The 17,553-nt window shown below is 46.4% G+C and carries 14 protein-coding genes; 1 reads left to right on the top strand and 13 read right to left on the bottom strand.

Annotated elements, in window-relative coordinates; all coding sequences use genetic code 11:
• Positions 1-10: 10 nt before the first annotated feature.
• The 3 genes from ICN37_RS01150 to secA form a co-directional block, all read right to left on the bottom strand.
• A complete protein-coding gene (locus ICN37_RS01150) occupies positions 11-2,134 on the bottom strand; it encodes a xanthine dehydrogenase family protein molybdopterin-binding subunit (protein ID WP_216154370.1) in 2,124 nt (707 codons plus the stop codon).
• A gap of 14 nt (positions 2,135-2,148) precedes the next feature.
• Positions 2,149-2,607, bottom strand: coding sequence for a (2Fe-2S)-binding protein (locus ICN37_RS01145; RefSeq protein WP_216154369.1), 459 nt, complete (start codon positions 2,605-2,607; stop codon positions 2,149-2,151).
• A gap of 172 nt (positions 2,608-2,779) precedes the next feature.
• Entirely contained in the window at positions 2,780-5,545 is a 2,766-nt protein-coding gene (secA, locus tag ICN37_RS01140; protein WP_216154368.1) for a preprotein translocase subunit SecA, read from the bottom strand.
• Between the two features lie 54 nt (positions 5,546-5,599).
• Here secA and ICN37_RS01135 point away from each other — a divergent pair, with 54 nt between their 5' ends.
• The gene (locus ICN37_RS01135) at positions 5,600-6,097 is read left to right on the top strand and encodes a hypothetical protein (RefSeq protein ID WP_216154367.1); all 498 of its coding nucleotides are present in this window, start codon (positions 5,600-5,602) and stop codon (positions 6,095-6,097) included.
• A 21-nt stretch (positions 6,098-6,118) separates the two neighbouring features.
• Here ICN37_RS01135 and lpxC read toward each other — a convergent pair whose 3' ends face one another.
• The 10 genes from lpxC to murD all read right to left on the bottom strand — a co-directional run bounded on the left by lpxC (position 6,119) and on the right by murD (position 17,535).
• Complete coding sequence (lpxC, locus tag ICN37_RS01130) at positions 6,119-7,033, bottom strand: UDP-3-O-acyl-N-acetylglucosamine deacetylase (protein ID WP_215321367.1); 915 nt, start codon at positions 7,031-7,033, stop codon at positions 6,119-6,121.
• A 46-nt stretch (positions 7,034-7,079) separates the two neighbouring features.
• Positions 7,080-7,580 carry a peroxiredoxin gene (locus tag ICN37_RS01125; protein WP_216154366.1) on the bottom strand — a complete coding sequence of 167 codons (501 nt, stop codon included), beginning with the start codon at positions 7,578-7,580 and terminating at the stop codon, positions 7,080-7,082.
• A gap of 112 nt (positions 7,581-7,692) precedes the next feature.
• Positions 7,693-9,033, bottom strand: coding sequence for a cell division protein FtsZ (gene ftsZ / locus ICN37_RS01120; RefSeq protein ID WP_216154365.1), 1,341 nt, complete (start codon positions 9,031-9,033; stop codon positions 7,693-7,695).
• Between the two features lie 48 nt (positions 9,034-9,081).
• Positions 9,082-10,311, bottom strand: coding sequence for a cell division protein FtsA (gene ftsA / locus ICN37_RS01115; protein ID WP_215321364.1), 1,230 nt, complete (start codon positions 10,309-10,311; stop codon positions 9,082-9,084).
• A 9-nt stretch (positions 10,312-10,320) separates the two neighbouring features.
• Positions 10,321-11,178: a cell division protein FtsQ/DivIB gene (locus ICN37_RS01110; RefSeq protein WP_216154364.1), complete on the bottom strand. Its 858-nt coding sequence runs from the start codon at positions 11,176-11,178 to the stop codon at positions 10,321-10,323.
• The gene (locus tag ICN37_RS01105; RefSeq protein ID WP_255533270.1) at positions 11,175-12,188 is read right to left on the bottom strand and encodes a D-alanine--D-alanine ligase; all 1,014 of its coding nucleotides are present in this window, start codon (positions 12,186-12,188) and stop codon (positions 11,175-11,177) included. Before ICN37_RS01105 ends, ICN37_RS01110 begins: the two co-directional genes overlap by 4 nt.
• On the bottom strand, positions 12,181-13,617 hold the full coding sequence (gene murC, locus ICN37_RS01100) for a UDP-N-acetylmuramate--L-alanine ligase (protein ID WP_216154363.1): 1,437 nt from the start codon (positions 13,615-13,617) through the stop codon (positions 12,181-12,183). The genes ICN37_RS01105 and murC overlap by 8 nt, the downstream gene beginning before the upstream one ends.
• Positions 13,614-14,663 (bottom strand): undecaprenyldiphospho-muramoylpentapeptide beta-N-acetylglucosaminyltransferase, encoded by a 1,050-nt coding sequence (gene murG / locus ICN37_RS01095; protein ID WP_216154480.1) that lies wholly within the window; start codon positions 14,661-14,663, stop codon positions 13,614-13,616. Before murG ends, murC begins: the two co-directional genes overlap by 4 nt.
• Positions 14,664-14,683: 20 nt before the next feature.
• A complete protein-coding gene (gene ftsW, locus ICN37_RS01090) occupies positions 14,684-15,955 on the bottom strand; it encodes a putative lipid II flippase FtsW (protein ID WP_215321361.1) in 1,272 nt (423 codons plus the stop codon).
• A complete protein-coding gene (murD, locus tag ICN37_RS01085; protein ID WP_255538440.1) occupies positions 15,952-17,535 on the bottom strand; it encodes a UDP-N-acetylmuramoyl-L-alanine--D-glutamate ligase in 1,584 nt (527 codons plus the stop codon). Before murD ends, ftsW begins: the two co-directional genes overlap by 4 nt.
• Positions 17,536-17,553: the final 18 nt, after the last annotated feature.

Here is a 17,553-nt window from a genome sequence, read left to right as displayed (position 1 = left end):
ATTACAGATACTATGCCTTGATTGGCAACTCCCGAATCCGCTTGCCAGTTGCTGCGGCGATTGCATTTACTAGGGCTGGGGCCACTAAAGGCACTCCAACCTCACCCAAACCACCCGGCTTCTCCTGACTTGGCACCAAATGCACCTCAACTACTGGCACTTGATTTTGTCGCAAGCTAGGATAGTTGTTGAAGTTATTCTGCTGGACTCGGCCATTCTCAATCGTGATTTCATTGCTCAAGGCTGCACTCAAGCCGTAAATCACGCCACCAGTGAGCTGCGCCCTTGCTTGATCAGGATGTACCGTAATTCCACAATCAGAAACGAACGTAATTTTCTTAACCTTGGTCTCCTTAGCAGCAGGATCCAATTCAAGTATGCAAGCAGAATAAGTGTCATAACACTCCATCTGTGCAACACCAAAACGCTTGCTGCCAGGAACATATCCAGACTTTTTCACCGCCAACTCAAGAACAGCCTTTGCTCGTGGGTGCTTACTTAAAGATGCCATCCGATATGCAACAGGGTCTTTACCAGCAGCTTTAGCAGCTTCATCCACAAAACTCTCAATTGCAAATGCATTGAGAGCATTACTTACTGAGCGCCAATAACCTACTCGAAGTCCGGTATCCGTAATCACGTTAGTAATTTCTAGATTGGGAATCTCATAGGTAATATTGTTCGAGCCTTCCACCATGAATGGATCAAAACCATCTTTCACAAAACCAGGAAAGGCTCGTGCTGTCACTGACTGAGAAACCATTTTGGCTTTCAAGGAAGCCAACTGACCATTGGCGCCCAAGATTCCATCCACCTTATGAACACTCATAGGACGATAGAAGTCATGAGTAATGTCATCTTCCTTAGTCCAGAGCATCTTGACTGGCATGCCAGCCGCCTTAGAAATTTCAGCGGCTTGACGAATAAAGTCCAGCTCCAACTTGCGGCCAAACCCACCACCCAGGAAGGTGGTTTCAATCGTGACATCTTCTGGCTTAACCCCAGCAGCAGCTGCAGCTACCGCCTGCCCACCTTGCTGAAACTGAATTGGGCCAATAATTCTGCACTTGCCATTAGATACATCAGCAGAGCAGTTCACAGGCTCCATAGTGGAGTGGGCTAAGTATGGCAAAAAGTATTGGGCACTCAACGGCTTGCCATTTACAACGGTAGCGTTAGCATCACCCACTGTTTTAATCACAGCACCTTTTTTAGATAAACCTTCTTCTAAGGATTTACGAACAACAGCATTGCTCAGGTTCGCATTAGAGCCTTCATTCCAGGTAATTTTCAGGGCATCCCTACCCTTACGCGCTGTATAAAAATCTTTAGCCAATACTGCAACGCCATCCGAAATCTGGACAACTTTAATCACTCCAGTTACCTTCATTGCAGCGGAAGCATCAAAGGATGTAGGCGTACCTCCAATAACAGGGCATTGCGCTAAGGATGCAATTGCCATACCCGGAATCTTGACGTCAATTCCATAAACTGCTTTACCAGCAACTTTACTTGGCGTATCCAAGCGACGCATTGTTTCTTTGCCAATCACCATAAAATTCGCAGGCGACTTTAGGGTTGGTTTTTCTGGAAGGGGTAGCTTAGCTGCATCTGCAGCCAATTCACCATAGGTAGCTGACTTGCCACCTGAATGGGTTACCTTGCCATTCATAGCTTTACAGTCGGCAGCAGAAACGTTCCAACGTTGGGCTGCGGCCTGAATTAAGACTGTACGAGTTGCAGCTCCAGCAGTTCTTAATTTATCGAAGGCCTCACGAACTGAAGTTGAGCCTCCAGTAATTTGGCCACCCAACATCGCATTAATATAAACAGGAGCAACTCCGGCAATCTGCACCTGAATCATTGAGAGAGGTAAGTTTAATTCCTCAGCTAGCAAGGCTGGCAAAGAGGTATATACGTCCTGACCCATCTCAGAGCGAGCACAAATGAGGGTAATTTGATTATTGGGAGTAATTTGCACCCAAGCGTTTGCTAAGGCAGGCTTTGCAACATCCCCTAAAGCAGCCTCACTTGTCATCGGCAGATGCATCCCGACAACAAAGGCACCGCCAAGCGCAGCACTTTGCTGAATAAATTGACGACGGCTGTTGCTTTTTAAAGATTGATTTTTCATATGATCTTTACCCTTTATGCCAATTTATCTGCAGCGCGTTTGACTGCTTTTTCGATACGGGAATAGGTACCGCAGCGACAAATATTTCCGCTCATGGCATTTTTAATATCCTCACTACTAGGCTGTTTTTTCTTTGCCAATAAATCGGCTGCAGACATCATTTGGCCAGTCTGACAATATCCACACTGAGGCACATCGAACTCGATCCAAGCGTCTTGAAGTGCTTTCCCAACTTTTGCCGTTAAGCCCTCGAGAGTAGTAACTGACTTACCGCCCGCAACAGATACTGGGGTAGAGCAAGAACGGATGGCGGCACCCTCCAAGTGAACGGTGCATGCACCACAAAGTCCTGCGCCACAGCCATACTTTGGACTCGTGACATCTAAATGGTCTCGTAAAACCCAGAGAATCGGTGTTTCAGGATCCCCATCGAAATTAACGGCTTTACCATTGAGAGTAAAAGACACGGCCATAACGCCCCCTTAGTTAAATTTGAGATTTTGCAGACAAAGCAAATGTTTTCTGCCTACAAATCATGACAGATCTCAGGGTCTCTAGGGGTATTAAATGATTAGGGATTCCACCAAGAAAAATGGCCCAGATAAATCTGAGCCACTGAAGCACTGTCGTGTGAAGATTAAAAATCTAAGCTAAGGCGCCGTGGCAGTTCTTGTACTTCTTACCGCTACCGCACGTACAAGGATCATTGCGACCCACCTTTGGACCTGTGCGCAGAGGTGCAGGCTGAATATCAATAGCGGCACCACGATCACCTGTTGATCCAGCAACCTCTTTCTCGGGATCGGCATGCTGATACTGGACATCAGAAAGCTTAGCCAAATCGTCATTCATCGACTCGGATGCCTGATCTAATTCATTGGCACTACGAATCTGAACCGTCATGATGTTTTTCACAACGTCATTTTTGATGACATTGAGCAATTCACCATACAGCTCAAATGCTTCACGGCGGTACTCTTGCTTAGGATCTTTCTGCGCGTAACCGCGCAAATGAATACCCTGCCGCAAATGATCCAAAGCAGCCAAGTGCTCACGCCAGTGGCTATCCAAGCTATACAAGAGAACGGAGCGCTCAAAGCCTGCAAAAGATTCACGACCAGAGAGTTCGACCTTTGCATCGTAAGCTTCTTTAGCGGACTGCAATACACGGTCAACGATTTCTGCATCATCTACAGTCTCGGCACCTTCAACCCAATTTCTGAGGTCAATTGTGAGGCCCCACTCACTGGCTAAAACGTTTTCCAGCCCAACTAGGTCCCACTGCTCTTCCATAGACTCCAGAGGAACATAAACCGAGCAAACGGAACGTAAAACATCTTCGCGCAAATTAGCAATTAACTCGCCAATATCAGCACTCTCAAGCACTTCATTTCTGAGGCGGTAAGTTTCTTTACGCTGATCATTAGCAACGTTGTCATATTCCAGCAATTGCTTACGAATATCAAAGTTGCGACCCTCAACCTTGCGTTGAGCAGACTCAATAGAGCGCGTCACCATACCCGCTTCAATCGGCTCGCCATCAGGCATCTTGAGACGCTCCATCACTGAACGTAAACGATCGCCTGCAAAGATACGTAGCAGCGGATCATCCAATGAAAGGTAGAAGCGGGAAGAGCCAGGATCACCCTGGCGGCCTGATCGACCTCTTAACTGGTTATCGATACGACGACTCTCGTGTCGCTCGGTACCAATGATATGCAAACCACCAGCAACTAGAACTTGATTGTGAATACTTTGCCACTCATCCTGCAGCTGCTTAATTTTGGCTGCTTTATCAGCATCAGCTATAGCGCTATCAGCCTCAATCAATGAAGACTGTTTGCCAACGTTGCCGCCAAGCACGATATCAGTACCACGGCCAGCCATATTAGTAGCAATTGTGATCATTTTTGGCCGACCAGCTTGAGCAATAATTTCTGCTTCGCGAGCATGCTGTTTTGCATTTAAAACTTGATGCGGTAATTTGCGTTGATCCAATAGATTCGCAATCAACTCAGAGTTTTCAATCGAAGTGGTACCAACTAATACTGGCTGGCCACGTTCAAAACAATCTTCGATATCTTTAATCACCGCGTCATAGCGTTCGCGAGATGACTTGTAGATCTGATCTTGCTTATCTTTTCTTTGGCTAATGCGATTTGGCGGAATCACAACTGTTTCCAAGTTGTAGATTTCTTTAAATTCATACGCCTCAGTATCGGCAGTACCGGTCATACCGGCTAGCTTGCCATACATGCGGAAATAATTTTGGAAAGTAATTGTCGCTAGAGTTTGATTCTCATTCTGAATCTGCACCCCTTCTTTGGCTTCAACAGCTTGATGCAATCCATCAGACCAACGACGACCTTGCATTAAACGGCCAGTAAATTCATCCACGATGATGACTTCGCCGCTCTGAACAACGTATTGTTGATCGCGGTGATAGAGAGTGTGTGCGCGCAGAGCAGCGTACACGTGATGCATCAAAGTAATATTTTGTGGCGCATAGAGAGATTCGCCATCATTGAGCGCGCCCAATTGAACCAATATAGACTCAGCCTTGTCATGACCTTGTTCGGTCAAATAAACCTGCTGAGACTTCTCGTCTACCCAGTAGTCGCCTGGTTTCTCGACACCTGTGCCATCAGCCTTCTCTTCGCCAATTTGACGCTCTAAATGAGATGGCAGAGCATTAATCTTGACATAAAGATCGGTGTGATCTTCAGCCTGACCAGAAATGATTAATGGGGTACGAGCTTCATCAATCAGAATGGAGTCGACTTCGTCAACGATCGCATAAGCCAAACCGCGTTGAACGCGCTGATCCAAATCCTGAACCATGTTGTCGCGTAAGTAATCGAAGCCAAATTCATTATTAGTGCCGTAAGTAATATCAGCGGCATAAGCTTCTTGCTTAGTGGTGTGATCCATTTGAGATAGATTCACACCTACCTTCATACCCAAGAAGTTATACAACTTAGACATCCATTCAGCATCACGCTGCGCTAAATAATCATTCACCGTAACAACATGAACACCTTTACCAGTTAAAGCATTCAAATAGACCGGAAGAGTGGCTGTTAAGGTTTTGCCTTCGCCTGTACCCATCTCGGCAATCTTGCCTTGATGCAAGGCTAGACCACCCAGAATCTGCGCATCAAAGTGGCGCATCTTCATGACGCGTGTACTAGCCTCACGAACTACCGCAAATGCTTCTGCAGCAATATCATCTAAGGACTCTCCAGCGGCAAGGCGTGACTTGAATTCTGCAGTTTTTGCAGCAAGTGCAGAGTCATTCAAAGATTGCAGGCTCGCCTCAAAAGTGGCGACCTTAGCAACGACTTTGCGATACTGTTTTAAGAGGCGGTCGTTACGACTGCCGACCAGGGTTTTAAGAAGACCGATTACCATGGGATATTGAAGAAAATTAAGTCCTTGAGTTTATCACCCGCAAGCCCATTTTTTATGAACTTTAGCCCCAAATCATCCCGCAAGCCCTCAGCTCACGACTGGATGGATTACCTACGTGAATCCGATGGTCTTGGGGGAATTTTGGCTAAAACCGAAGATCTAGCCAAACTCAAGACAATTATTAACTCAGCCCTAACGAAGCTTGATTTAAACCATCTGAGCCCAAAAATTGAAGCTGGTTGGCGCTCTGGCTCACAGGATGAGCTATTTTTACTGGTCAGCAGTGCGAGCATCGCCAGTCGCTTACAGCAAATATTACCTAGTCTAATCAATGAGTTAGGTAAATCTGGCTTATCCTGCAAGGCAATAAAGGTGCGAGTAAAACCCGCTCCACCCGCTTGGGAAGTTAAACCTCGCCAAGATCAGCGTGAAAAGCCAAAAGGGCTAAATGAGGTTGCCAAAAAATCCTGGGAGTCCCTATTAGAGAAGTTAGGGCCTGACTCTGGTTTACGCTCCTCCATCGAGAAGCTGTTGAAAAATAAACCAAAGTAGACGAAAACTACTTCGGGCCCCTTAGAAAAAGAGGGGCTGGCTTTCCTGGGAATAAGCGCCTGGAGCCTTATTTTCAGCAAAGGAGCTGATTTCATAAGAGCTAGGGTCTTCCAAAAGCTTCCGCAAAAGTGCGTTATTGAGAGCGTGGCCTGATTTTTCGGCAATATAAGCTCCCACAATAGGGTGTCCGATGAGATACAGATCACCAATCGCATCTAAAATTTTGTGCCGCACAAATTCATCCTCATAACGAAGTTCTTCGTTATTCAAAATGCGGTGCTCATCTAAAACAATTGCGTTATCTAAACTACCGCCACGCGCTAATCCCATTTCTCGCAATGCTTCTACTTCGTGCGCAAATCCAAAAGTACGTGCACGACCAATTTCACTACGGTAAGCTTGTTCTGCAAAATCAACCGCAAAGCGTTGCCCTGTTTTATCTACCGCCGGATGCTTGAAGTCAATCGTAAAATCTAACTTAAACCCAAAGAATGGTTCTAAGCGAGCAAGCTTATCGCCCTCGCGAACCTCTACTGGTTTTTTAATCACTACAAATTGACGTGGCGCATCTTGCTCTGCAATGCCAGCAGATTCAATTAAGAATAAGAATGAAGCGGCACTACCATCCATGATAGGCACCTCTTCACCGTCAAGCTCTATCAATAAATTATCGAGGCCAAGACCTGCACAGGCTGAAAGTAAATGTTCCACGGTAGATACACGCACACCATCCTTCTGAATAACAGAAGCCAATCTTGTGTCACATACAGCTAAAGCGGTTGCAGGAACCACTGACTGTTCAGGTGTATCCACCCGAACAAACTGAACCCCTGAATTTACTGGTGCAGGCTTGATAGAAATCGTCACCTTGCGACCAGAGTGCAAGCCAATCCCCACGGTCTTAACCGGAGTGGCAATGGTGCGTTGCTTCATCATATTTGGATTTTAAATTCAGGGGGTATTAGTTATATTAGAGTTTGAATTACAGCTTTTTCAAGATGGAAGCGGCATCACTCACTTCAAACTTACCTGGAGCTTCGCGGTCAAGAGACTTTACAACACCATCTTCAATAATCATGGCATAACGATCTGAGCGAACACCAAAACCACGAGCAGTTAGATCTAACTCTAAACCAAGCTTTTTGGTGAACTCAGCACTGCCATCACCCAACATGCGAATCTTTTTGCCAACCTTTTGATCGCGTCCCCATGCGCCCATCACAAATGGGTCATTTACAGAAACACACCAAATCTCGTCAACGCCTTTAGCTCTAATCGCATCGTAGTGCTCAACATAACCGGGCACGTGCTTAGCAGAGCAAGTTGGTGTAAATGCACCAGGCAATGCAAACAACACAATCTTTTTGCCAGCTACTAGCTTTTCAACTTCAAAAGCATTTGGCCCTAAGGAGCAGCCTTCGGTCTCTTCATTCATAAATTCATAAAGAGTAGCGTTCGGTAATTTTTGTCCAACAGCAATCATGACATCTCCAATAAATAATTGTTAGTAAGCATGCCAACGCAAGCGCGGGATTCGTCGTCCGGAGGGGCGCCGCGCTGGCATTTCGCAATTACCTATTGTATTAAGCAGTTAATTAATCTGCTTGTTTACGTAAAAAGGCTGGGATTTCATAGTAATCAGCCCCTTTGTCCAACATAGATTTAGCCTGAGGAGAACTATCCGCACCTAATGTAGGCGCAGGAGTCGCCTCACGAGAGCTACGAAAAACCCGTGGCAAGTCATATTGGCTATAGTCAACACCAGTACTTGCCGATTGAGTTGCCATTGCTGGAGCACTACCTGTTCCAGTGAGAGCCAAACCTGCGCTAGTACTTAAAGCAGAATCCACACTGATCTTGCTCATTGCTGCTGATGCGCTAGCAGGAGCAAAGCTATTGAGGTCTGCCATCGTTGGCATTGCATCATGAGTACCAGTAGCTTGTCTCCAAACCACTTCAGGTTGGTTGTTTTTACGTGCTTGAGGATTATTCAAACCAGTAGCAACCACAGTTACACGTAAGGCATCGCCTAGGCTTTCATCATAAACGGTACCAAAGATTACGGTTGCATCATCAGCGGCATAACCACGAATCGCTGCCATGACTTCGCGAGTCTCAGATAACTTCAATGAACGGCTAGCTGTAATGTTTACCAATACGCCACGTGCACCTGACAGATCAACACCTTCAAGCAATGGTGATGCCACCGCAGCTTCAGCAGCTAAGCGTGCACGGTCCATGCCAGAAACAGTTGCCGTTCCCATCATGGCTTTACCTTGCTCACCCATTACTGTTTTAACGTCTTCAAAGTCAACGTTGATCAAGCCCTGAACATTGATGATTTCTGCAATGCCAGATACTGCGTTATGTAACACATCATCGGCACAAGCAAATGCCTTATCGAACTCAGCATCTTCACCCATCACTTCAAAGAGTTTTTCATTAAGCACAACAATCAATGAATCTACATATGACTCAAGCTCTGCTGCACCATTTTCAGCAACCTTCAAGCGCTTTACACCCTCAAAGTCAAAGGGCTTACTAATGACACCAACCGTCAAAATGCCCATTTCTTTAGCTACTTGAGCCACGATTGGGGCCGCTCCAGTTCCTGTGCCGCCACCCATACCAGCAGTGATGAACACCATGTGGGCGCCTTGTAATGTATCGGCAATGCGAGCACGTGCTTCTTCAGCAGAAGCTGCGCCGATTTCTGGTTTGGCACCAGCGCCTAATCCGCTAGAACCCAGTTGCAAATTCACAGATGCCTCAGAACGCTGTAAAGCGCCAGCATCGGTGTTCATGCAAATGAACTCTACGCCGTTAACACCGCGACGGATCATGTGCTGGACAGCATTGCCACCAGCGCCACCGACTCCAACCACTTTAATAATGGTCTTGCCAGCTGTTTCTTGATCTAACATTTCAAATTCCATATACCCTCCTAGGTAAATATGTACTACATTGACGACGACGAAAAAAACTTAAAAATTTCCTGCAAACCATTCTTTCATGCGCGATATAACACCTTGCAACGCGCCTGATTGAGAAACACGACGACCGCGTAATAACTGCGCTTGGCCTTCCATCAGCAAACCTATGCTGGTGGCATATCTGGGACTACGTAAGACTTCATGGAGATGGCCACGGTATTCAGGGGTACCAATACGGGCAGGCCTTAGGAAGACTTGTTCTGCCAACTCCACCATGCCCGGCATTAATGCGGTGCCACCTGTTAAAACAATTCCCGAAGAAACCATATCTTCGTAACCGGAGTCACGCACTACCCCTCTTACCAACGTAAATAACTCTTCAACACGCGGCTCAATGACTGCAGCTAATGCTTGCTTAGACATCGGGCGTGGCTCACGATCACCCACACCAGGAACATCAATCATTGCGGTTGGATCAGCCATCTCTTGACGAGCAATGCCGTGTGCAATCTTCAAATCTTCCGCATCAATTGTTGGTGTACGTAATGCCATCGCAATGTCATTAGTGATCTGATCGCCCGCAATAGGAATCACTGCTGTGTGACGAATCGAACCCTGGCAATAAATTGCAATATCGGTTGTACCACCGCCAATATCAACCAATACCACACCAAGCTCTTTCTCATCTTCGGTTAATACCGCCAAGCTAGATGCCAAAGGCTGCAAGATGAGGTCATTCACTTCGAGGCCACAACGACGCACACACTTCACAATATTTTGTGCTGCGCTTACGGCGCCAGTAACAATATGTACCTTCACCTCTAAGCGAAGACCGCTCATACCAATTGGCTCGCGTACATCTTCTTGGCCATCAATAATGAATTCTTGAACCAGGATGTGCAAAATCTGTTGATCTGTTGGAATGTTGATTGCTTTAGCCGTCTCCAATACGCGCTCAACATCACCAGAACCAACCTCTTTGTCGCGTATTGCAACCATACCGCTGGAGTTAAAGCTCACAATGTGGTTACCCGCGATACCTGTAAATACTTGGACAATCTGGCGATCGGCCATTACCTCAGCCTCTTCAAGCGCCTTCTGAATCGACTGAACGGTTGCCTCAATATTGACTACAACACCCTTCTTTAGTCCCTTCGATGCAGTTTGACCAACACCCACTACGTTGAATTGACCATCCGGAGCTAATTCAGCAACCAGGGCAACCACCTTGGAAGTTCCAATATCTAAACCAACCAAAATATCGCGATTGTCTTTACTCATTACCATTCCTCATTGCTTCAGCTCACTTTTTTTGCCATCTACTTCATTCTTTTTCAAGCTTGCAGAAGCAAGATGAACCGCAAAACCATTTGCATATCGCAAATCGACTGCATCTACTCGATTCGCCCACTTCTCTTGTACTTGTGGCCAATATTTAAATAAACGCGCCACACGTTCTTCCGTTAAATTTTTATCGGAGCTTTCCTCATCGCGGCCAAACTCTACTTTCATTCCGTTTGAGAGCTTGACGTGCCATGCGTAGCGCTCAGTCAGAGCAAGGCTAGTGACTTCTGAACCCCATGGTTTAAACCAGTTGTTGGCTTTTTCATAAAGACTCATCACTTCTTTGCTCGCATCTTCAGGGCCAGAAAAGTCAACTAAACGCACATCCTCACTCACCTCAGTAACGCGTCCAGTAAAGAGCTCGCCATGGGTATTCATTAGGATACGACTCTCAGCGCCACCCCAGGTACCAAAAGGCTTCTGCTCTTCAATACTCACCACTAAACCATTTGGCCAAACACGGCGGACATTGGCGTGTCGTACCCAAGGCATACTTTCAAAGCCTCGCTTCACATCTTCCAAACGAACACTGAAAAAATTACCCTGCACTATTGCTAAAACTTGTTGCTTAACAATAGGCTTGTTGATGTGTTTCAATATTTGGCCAGTAACTGGCTCAATCTGAATCTGCTTCAAAGCGAAAACTGGTCGCTGACTTAGCCAAACCAAAATACCAATGACGAGCATTACCACAAAGCAGCGCAGCAAGAAACGACTCAGCTTCTCCATGCGCTCCGCATGATTCCAAAGCGGAGACATCAACATAGAGAAAATTTCACCGAAGCGATCCATGAAGTTGCTCATGCAGCAGCATCCTCTTTTTGATGCAACGTTTGACTGAGTAACCAAAGCACTAAATCTGCATACTCGATACCAGCAGCTTTGGCAGCCATTGGCACCAAAGAGTGGGAAGTCATACCAGGAGAAGTATTCATTTCCAACAAGTAAGGCTTACCGGTCTTTTGATCTAGCATTACGTCAGCACGGCCCCATGTACGACAACCCAAAGCTTTATATGCGGCCAAAGCTAATTCCTGGACGGCGGCATTGACTTCAGGTGCCAGTCCGGTAGGGCATAAGTACTGAGTTTCATCAGAAAAATACTTATTATGAAAATCGTAATTTGCTTGAGGCGGAATAATTTTGATCACCGGTAATGCTTCAGCCGTATTACCCTGACCAACTATTGGGCAAGTTAATTCATCACCAATGATGCAAGTCTCTGCAATCACTTTTTTGTCTAATCCAGCTGCAAGCCTGTAAGCAGCGGGCAACTCTTCTGCGGACTTTACTTTCGTTAAACCCAAAGAAGATCCTTCATTTGCTGGCTTCACAATCAAAGGCAAGCCCAGGTGCTTCACGACTGCATTCCAATTGCTATCAGCAGTTAACTCTACATACTCAGGAGTAGCAAGTCCATTACTAATCCAGACTTGCTTAGTGACAATTTTGTCGATTGCTAGAGCAGAGGCCAAAACACCACTACCCGTATAAGGTAACCCTAACAACTCCAGCAATCCTTGGATGGTTCCGTCTTCACCAAAGCGGCCATGCAAGGAAATGAATACACGATCGAAGTTTTCTTTTACTATTTCGGTAGGGCAACGCAAACCCGTATCAAAAGCATGGGCATCAACCCCTTTTGCGCGCAAAGCCTCTAATACGCCATTACCTGACATAAGAGAAATCTCTCGTTCGCCTGATTTCCCGCCAAGCAAAACACCAACACGTCCTAACGACTTAAGATCTAGGCCAGCCAAGCTGGACTTAACGCGATCACCCCAGGAAATCAAATTAGCACCTACCTTAGACATTCTTTGCCTCCGACAGCGTATGTGGCAAAGCAGAAATTGATCCCGCACCCATCGTAATTAATACATCCCCATCTTTTAAAACCTGACTTAATTTTTCTGGCATCTCTGCCACGTTTGCAGCATAAGCAACTGCACTTGAATCCAATAAAACTTTAGAATTCTTGTCTTCAGCAATTGCGGCCTTTATTAAACTCTTACTATCAGCCCCTAGAATTTTTGCTTCGCCCGCTGGATACACATCAGTCAGCACCAAAGCGTCAAAATTTTTGAGGACTTGAACAAACTCACCGAAGCAATCACGCGTTCTAGTAAAGCGGTGCGGCTGGAATGCTAAGACCAAGCGACGATCTGGGTAAGCACCTCTCGCTGCAGCTAAGGTTGCAGCCATTTCCACTGGGTGATGGCCGTAATCATCGATCAAGGTAAAGCTACCGCCAGATGCCAAAGGAATCTCTCCATAGCGCTGGAAGCGACGACCAACACCACCAAACTCAGACAGGGCTTTCATAATTGCTTCATCACCCACACCCAACTCTGTTGCTATACCAATAGCAGCCAAGGCATTGCAGACGTTATGCAAGCCTGGTAAATTCAGGGTGATATTTAGTGGGCCTGGTTTATTGCCATGCCTACGCACAGTACGACGGTCAACCGTGAAGTGCATCTGTGTACCATCCGCACGAACATTACTTGCGCGAATATCTGCATCCCCTGATAAACCATAGCGAAGTACTGGCTGAGATACAAACGGAATAATGTCGCGCACATTAGCATCATCAATACAAAGTACTGCTACACCATAAAAAGGCATGCGCTGAATGAATTGAACAAATGCCTGTTTCAATCTAGCCATATCGTGCTGATAAGTATCCATATGATCAGCATCAATATTGGTTACCACTTCCATAGCTGGAAATAATTGCAAGAAGGAGGCATCTGATTCGTCCGCCTCAACCACAATAAAATCTCCACGCCCCAAGCGCGCATTGGCACCTGCAGAATTGAGTTTGCCGCCGATCACAAATGTGGGATCTAGACCACCTTCAGCTAAAACGGATGCAACCAAGCTGGTAGTAGTTGTTTTGCCGTGTGTGCCAGCAATTGCAATACCCTGTTTCAGGCGCATCAACTCACCTAACATGACTGCGCGCTGAATCACTGGTACCTTCGCCGCGCGTGCAGCCAAAACTTCTGGATTATTGCCTGCAACAGCGGTGGAAATGACTACTGCCTCTGCCGTACCAATATTTTTAGGATCATGCCCAATATGAATAATTGCACCTAATTCTCTCAGACGCTTAGTGACTGCGCTATCCGCTAAGTCTGACCCTGAAACTTGGTAACCCAGGTTCAATAGCACCTCAGCAATACCGCTCATGCCAGCACCACCGATACCGATGAAGTGAATTTGCTGAACGATATTTTTCATATTCCCACCCCCGCATAATCTGCGCATACCTCAGCTACACGCTGGGTAGCATGTGGCTTTGCTAAAGCATGCGCACGTAATGCCATCTCTTTTAATTCTGTGCGATTAAAGTTCTGAATCATCATTGCTAAATCTTGTGGATTCAGTAACGTCTGCGGCAATAAAACTGCTGCGTTAGCATTTGATAAGAATTTTGCATTCGCAGTTTGGTGATCATCGATTGCAAATGGGAATGGAATAAGGCAAGATGCAACACCACAAGCTGCTATTTCAGAAACTGTCATGGCACCTGAACGGCAAATCACTACATCGGCCTGTGAATACGCGGTTGGCATGTCATTAATAAAGGGGCGAATATCTGCCGTTACACCTAAGCCAGCATATCGCTGCTGTAGATCTACTAAATGCTTATCGCCCGCCTGATGAATCACTTTGGGACGTGACTCTGCTGGAATTAATGCCAGCGCAGCCGGAATACTTTCATTAAGGGCAGCAGCACCCAAGCTACCACCTACTACCAAGATAGATAAAGGCCCTTGGCGCTGGTCATAACGTGCTGCAGGCGCCAGCATGTGATCAAACTCTTCCCGAATCGGGTTGCCTACCCACTCTGCATGATCCATTGTGTTGGGGAACCCAGTGAGAGTCCGCATTGCAATTTTGCTCAACGCACGATTAGCACTACCAGCTACTGAATTCGCTTCATGCAAAACCAATGGACGTTTCAGAACTTTCGTGATTAAACCACCAGGGAAAGTAATATAACCACCCATACCTAAAACCACATTCGGTTTTAGGCGACGCATAATCTTCCAACTTTGATAGCAAGCGCGCATAAGATTAATAGGTAGCATCAACTTTGCCTTTAATCCCTTGCCACGTAGACCGCCGAACTCGACCGCCTCAAATGGGAAATCACAAGACTTCACGAGGCGATACTCCATGCCCGCTTGATTACCCAACCAAGAGACCTTCCAGCCGCATACCCGCAAATATTCAGCGACAGCGAGGCCTGGAAAGATATGTCCACCAGTACCACCAGCCATCACCAAGATTGAGGGTTTAGTCAAAGCTTCCCTCCACGCATGAGGATGCGATTTTCAAAATCAATACGCAGCAACATTGCAATGGCAACTGCGTTCATCAAAATGCCAGAACCGCCATAACTTACCAATGGCAAAGTCAAGCCTTTCGTTGGTAACAACCCAAGGTTCACGCCCATATTGATGAAGGCTTGCCAACCAATCCAAATAGCAACACCTTTAGCAGCAAGTCCAGCAAAGCTACGATCCAACTGCAAAGCAGTGCGGCCAATTAAGAAGGCACGACGTATGATCCAATAAAACAAGAAAATCACTACCACCACACCAACAAATCCCAACTCTTCGCCAATCACAGCCATAATGAAATCGGTATGCGCTTCTGGTAAATAATGCAATTTTTCTACGCTACCGCCAAGTCCTGTACCAAACCATTCGCCCCGACCAAATGCCATCAATGAATGGGTTAACTGATAGCCTTTATTGGCAGCGTTATCTACTTGCCATGGATCCATAAAGGCCAGCATGCGTCCACGACGAAATGGAGAGAGCGCAATCATGGTTGCGCCACTCATCAAACCAACTAGGATCAAGCCGCCAAATAATTTAGCATTGATACCGCCCAAAAAGAGAATGCCGAATGCAATCAAGGCAACCACTACGAATGCGCCCATATCTGGCTCAGCCATCAATAGACCACCCACCAGGGCAACTGCAATACCCATTGGTAGCATGCCCTTTACAAAGGAATGGAGATATTCCTGACGTTGAACGGTATAGCTTGCTGCAAATATCACAGCAGCAAATTTCATCAACTCGGATGGCTGGAAGTTCATTAACCCCAAAGGAATCCAACGCTTCGCACCATTCACACCTTTACCCACACCAGGAATGAGGACGGCGATCAGCAATAAAACAGTAAATCCAAAAATGACTGGTGAATAACGATCCCATACCTTAGTGGGAATCTTAAAAGCCCAGATGCCGACACCAATCGCAATCACCAAAGAAATCACGTGACGAATGAGAAAGAAGTTACTACTGTAATTTGCATACTTCGGTCCATCGGCCAAAGTAATGGAAGCCGAGTACACCATGACTAAGCCAATCAAGGTCAAGGATAAGACCGCCCACACAAGTAACTGGTCATACTCCATCATGCGCGAACGGGTTTGCTCTACGCCTGAAACAGCATCACGCAAGCCAGTGCGGAAGTTATCAATTCCACCTCTTGAAAAATTCCAGAAGCGATTGAGTCCAAGCCGATTTTCGGGGAAGAATTTTTCTTTTAAATTCATACCTGGACCCCTTCAAAGCGCATACTCAACTCTTCAACCTCTGCAGCAAATACTTGGGCACGTTCAACATAGTCACGGAATTGGTCTAAGCTTGCGCAAGCTGGTGAGAGCAATACCAAGTCTCCTGATACTGCTTTTGAGGCAGCAGCCTGAACTGCAGAAATTAAATCGCCACAATTCGTACTTTGAATTCCAGAGCCAAGAGCCTCACCAATTGCAGCGCCATCTTTGCCGATTAGGAAAACACCCTTCACAAAACGTAACGCAGGTTCACGTAATGGACTGAAATCCTGACCTTTTCCGTCGCCACCAGCAATCAACCAAATGCGCTTGCCAGACTCGTTGCTACCTAAGCCATTCAATGCCGCAACAGTTGCACCTACATTAGTGCCCTTGCTGTCATCTACATATTCAACGTCTTTCACAATTGCAATACTTTGTACGCGATGTGGCTCACCATGGTAATCACGTAAGCCATGTAAAAGTGCGTTCATAGGTAAGTTAGCAGCACGCGCTAAGGCTAGGGCTGCTAGCGCATTTAATGCATTGTGACGGCCACGTATTCTTAAGGCGTCAGCTGGGATAAGGCGCTTGAGGCGTAACGGCTCATCCTCTTCAACAACTGCGGATTTACGACGACGCTTAGGCTTAGGCTCAACATCTTCATCTACTTCAGCCCATACCAGCCAATCAATTCCACCAGCACGTAAATCATGCTCAATTCCAAAAGCGCCTTGCTCATCTGGGCGATTTGAGCCAAAGGTCACAATGGCTCTCTCTGCTTTTTGCTCTTCAGACAGTAGCCCCATTACAAGGGAATCATCGCGATTCAAAATACAAACTGTATCAATACCAAATATCCGTGACTTAGCTTGCGCGTACGCTTGCATATCGCCATGCCAATCTAAGTGGTCTTGAGTAATATTCAACACCGTTGCTGCCGTAGCATTCAAAGTATGGGTATAGACCAACTGAAAGCTGGATAACTCCAAGACCCAAACGTCTGGCATGTCTACGATTTGATCAGCAATATCCAAGCAGCTCATGAGCTTGTCTAATGCTGCAGGACTAATGTTTCCTGCCACAGCAACCTTCTTGCCGGCGCGCTCACAGAGTTGTCCGGTTAATGCGGTGGTAGTTGTTTTACCGTTGGTGCCAGTCACAGCCAGTACTGCAGCCGCATAACTCAACTCTTGCGCTTGTGACATACGACTTAAAGCAGAAATTGCGCGAGCAAAAAATTCAATCTCACTCCACACATCGATTTCAGCCTGCTCAGCCTTAACCAAGAAAGCATAGGTTGGGTCTTGCACCGGAGAAAGTCCTGGGCTAATACCAATCACATCAATATTATTGAGCAAGCTCTCATCTAAAGGGCCAAAACAAATATCTTTGAGACCCGCAATCTGAAGCTCTTCCAGCCAGGCGTTTTGACGCTCAGTAAAAGAGGATTGCTCGCGCGTATCCGCTAAGCGGACTTCCGCACCATTTCGTAGGCACCACTTCGCCATAGCTACGCCAGACTCACCCAATCCCAGAATAAGGAATCGGCTTGGAGCCTGGTAACCCTCATCACTCATGAAGGCTGCATTTGCAAA

Source organism: Polynucleobacter sp. P1-05-14 (assembly GCF_018881675.1).
Lineage (GTDB): Bacteria > Pseudomonadota > Gammaproteobacteria > Burkholderiales > Burkholderiaceae > Polynucleobacter.
Note: the sequence above shows the minus strand (reverse complement) of the source record. Positions and strands in the feature narration are given on the sequence as shown.

Coding starts and splice junctions, on each gene's coding strand:
- murD (WP_255538440.1), bottom strand. CDS start 17,535: ATGAGTGATGAGGGTTACCAGGCTCCAAGCCGATTCCTTATTCTGGGA.
- ICN37_RS01125 (WP_216154366.1), bottom strand. CDS start 7,580: ATGATTGCTGTTGGACAAAAATTACCGAACGCTACTCTTTATGAATTT.
- ftsW (WP_215321361.1), bottom strand. CDS start 15,955: ATGAATTTAAAAGAAAAATTCTTCCCCGAAAATCGGCTTGGACTCAAT.
- murC (WP_216154363.1), bottom strand. CDS start 13,617: ATGAAAAATATCGTTCAGCAAATTCACTTCATCGGTATCGGTGGTGCT.
- murG (WP_216154480.1), bottom strand. CDS start 14,663: ATGGCTGGTGGTACTGGTGGACATATCTTTCCAGGCCTCGCTGTCGCT.
- ftsZ (WP_216154365.1), bottom strand. CDS start 9,033: ATGGAATTTGAAATGTTAGATCAAGAAACAGCTGGCAAGACCATTATT.
- secA (WP_216154368.1), bottom strand. CDS start 5,545: ATGGTAATCGGTCTTCTTAAAACCCTGGTCGGCAGTCGTAACGACCGC.
- ICN37_RS01110 (WP_216154364.1), bottom strand. CDS start 11,178: ATGAGCAACTTCATGGATCGCTTCGGTGAAATTTTCTCTATGTTGATG.
- ftsA (WP_215321364.1), bottom strand. CDS start 10,311: ATGAGTAAAGACAATCGCGATATTTTGGTTGGTTTAGATATTGGAACT.
- lpxC (WP_215321367.1), bottom strand. CDS start 7,033: ATGATGAAGCAACGCACCATTGCCACTCCGGTTAAGACCGTGGGGATT.
- ICN37_RS01135 (WP_216154367.1), top strand. CDS start 5,600: ATGAACTTTAGCCCCAAATCATCCCGCAAGCCCTCAGCTCACGACTGG.
- ICN37_RS01105 (WP_255533270.1), bottom strand. CDS start 12,188: ATGTCTAAGGTAGGTGCTAATTTGATTTCCTGGGGTGATCGCGTTAAG.
- ICN37_RS01150 (WP_216154370.1), bottom strand. CDS start 2,134: ATGAAAAATCAATCTTTAAAAAGCAACAGCCGTCGTCAATTTATTCAG.
- ICN37_RS01145 (WP_216154369.1), bottom strand. CDS start 2,607: ATGGCCGTGTCTTTTACTCTCAATGGTAAAGCCGTTAATTTCGATGGG.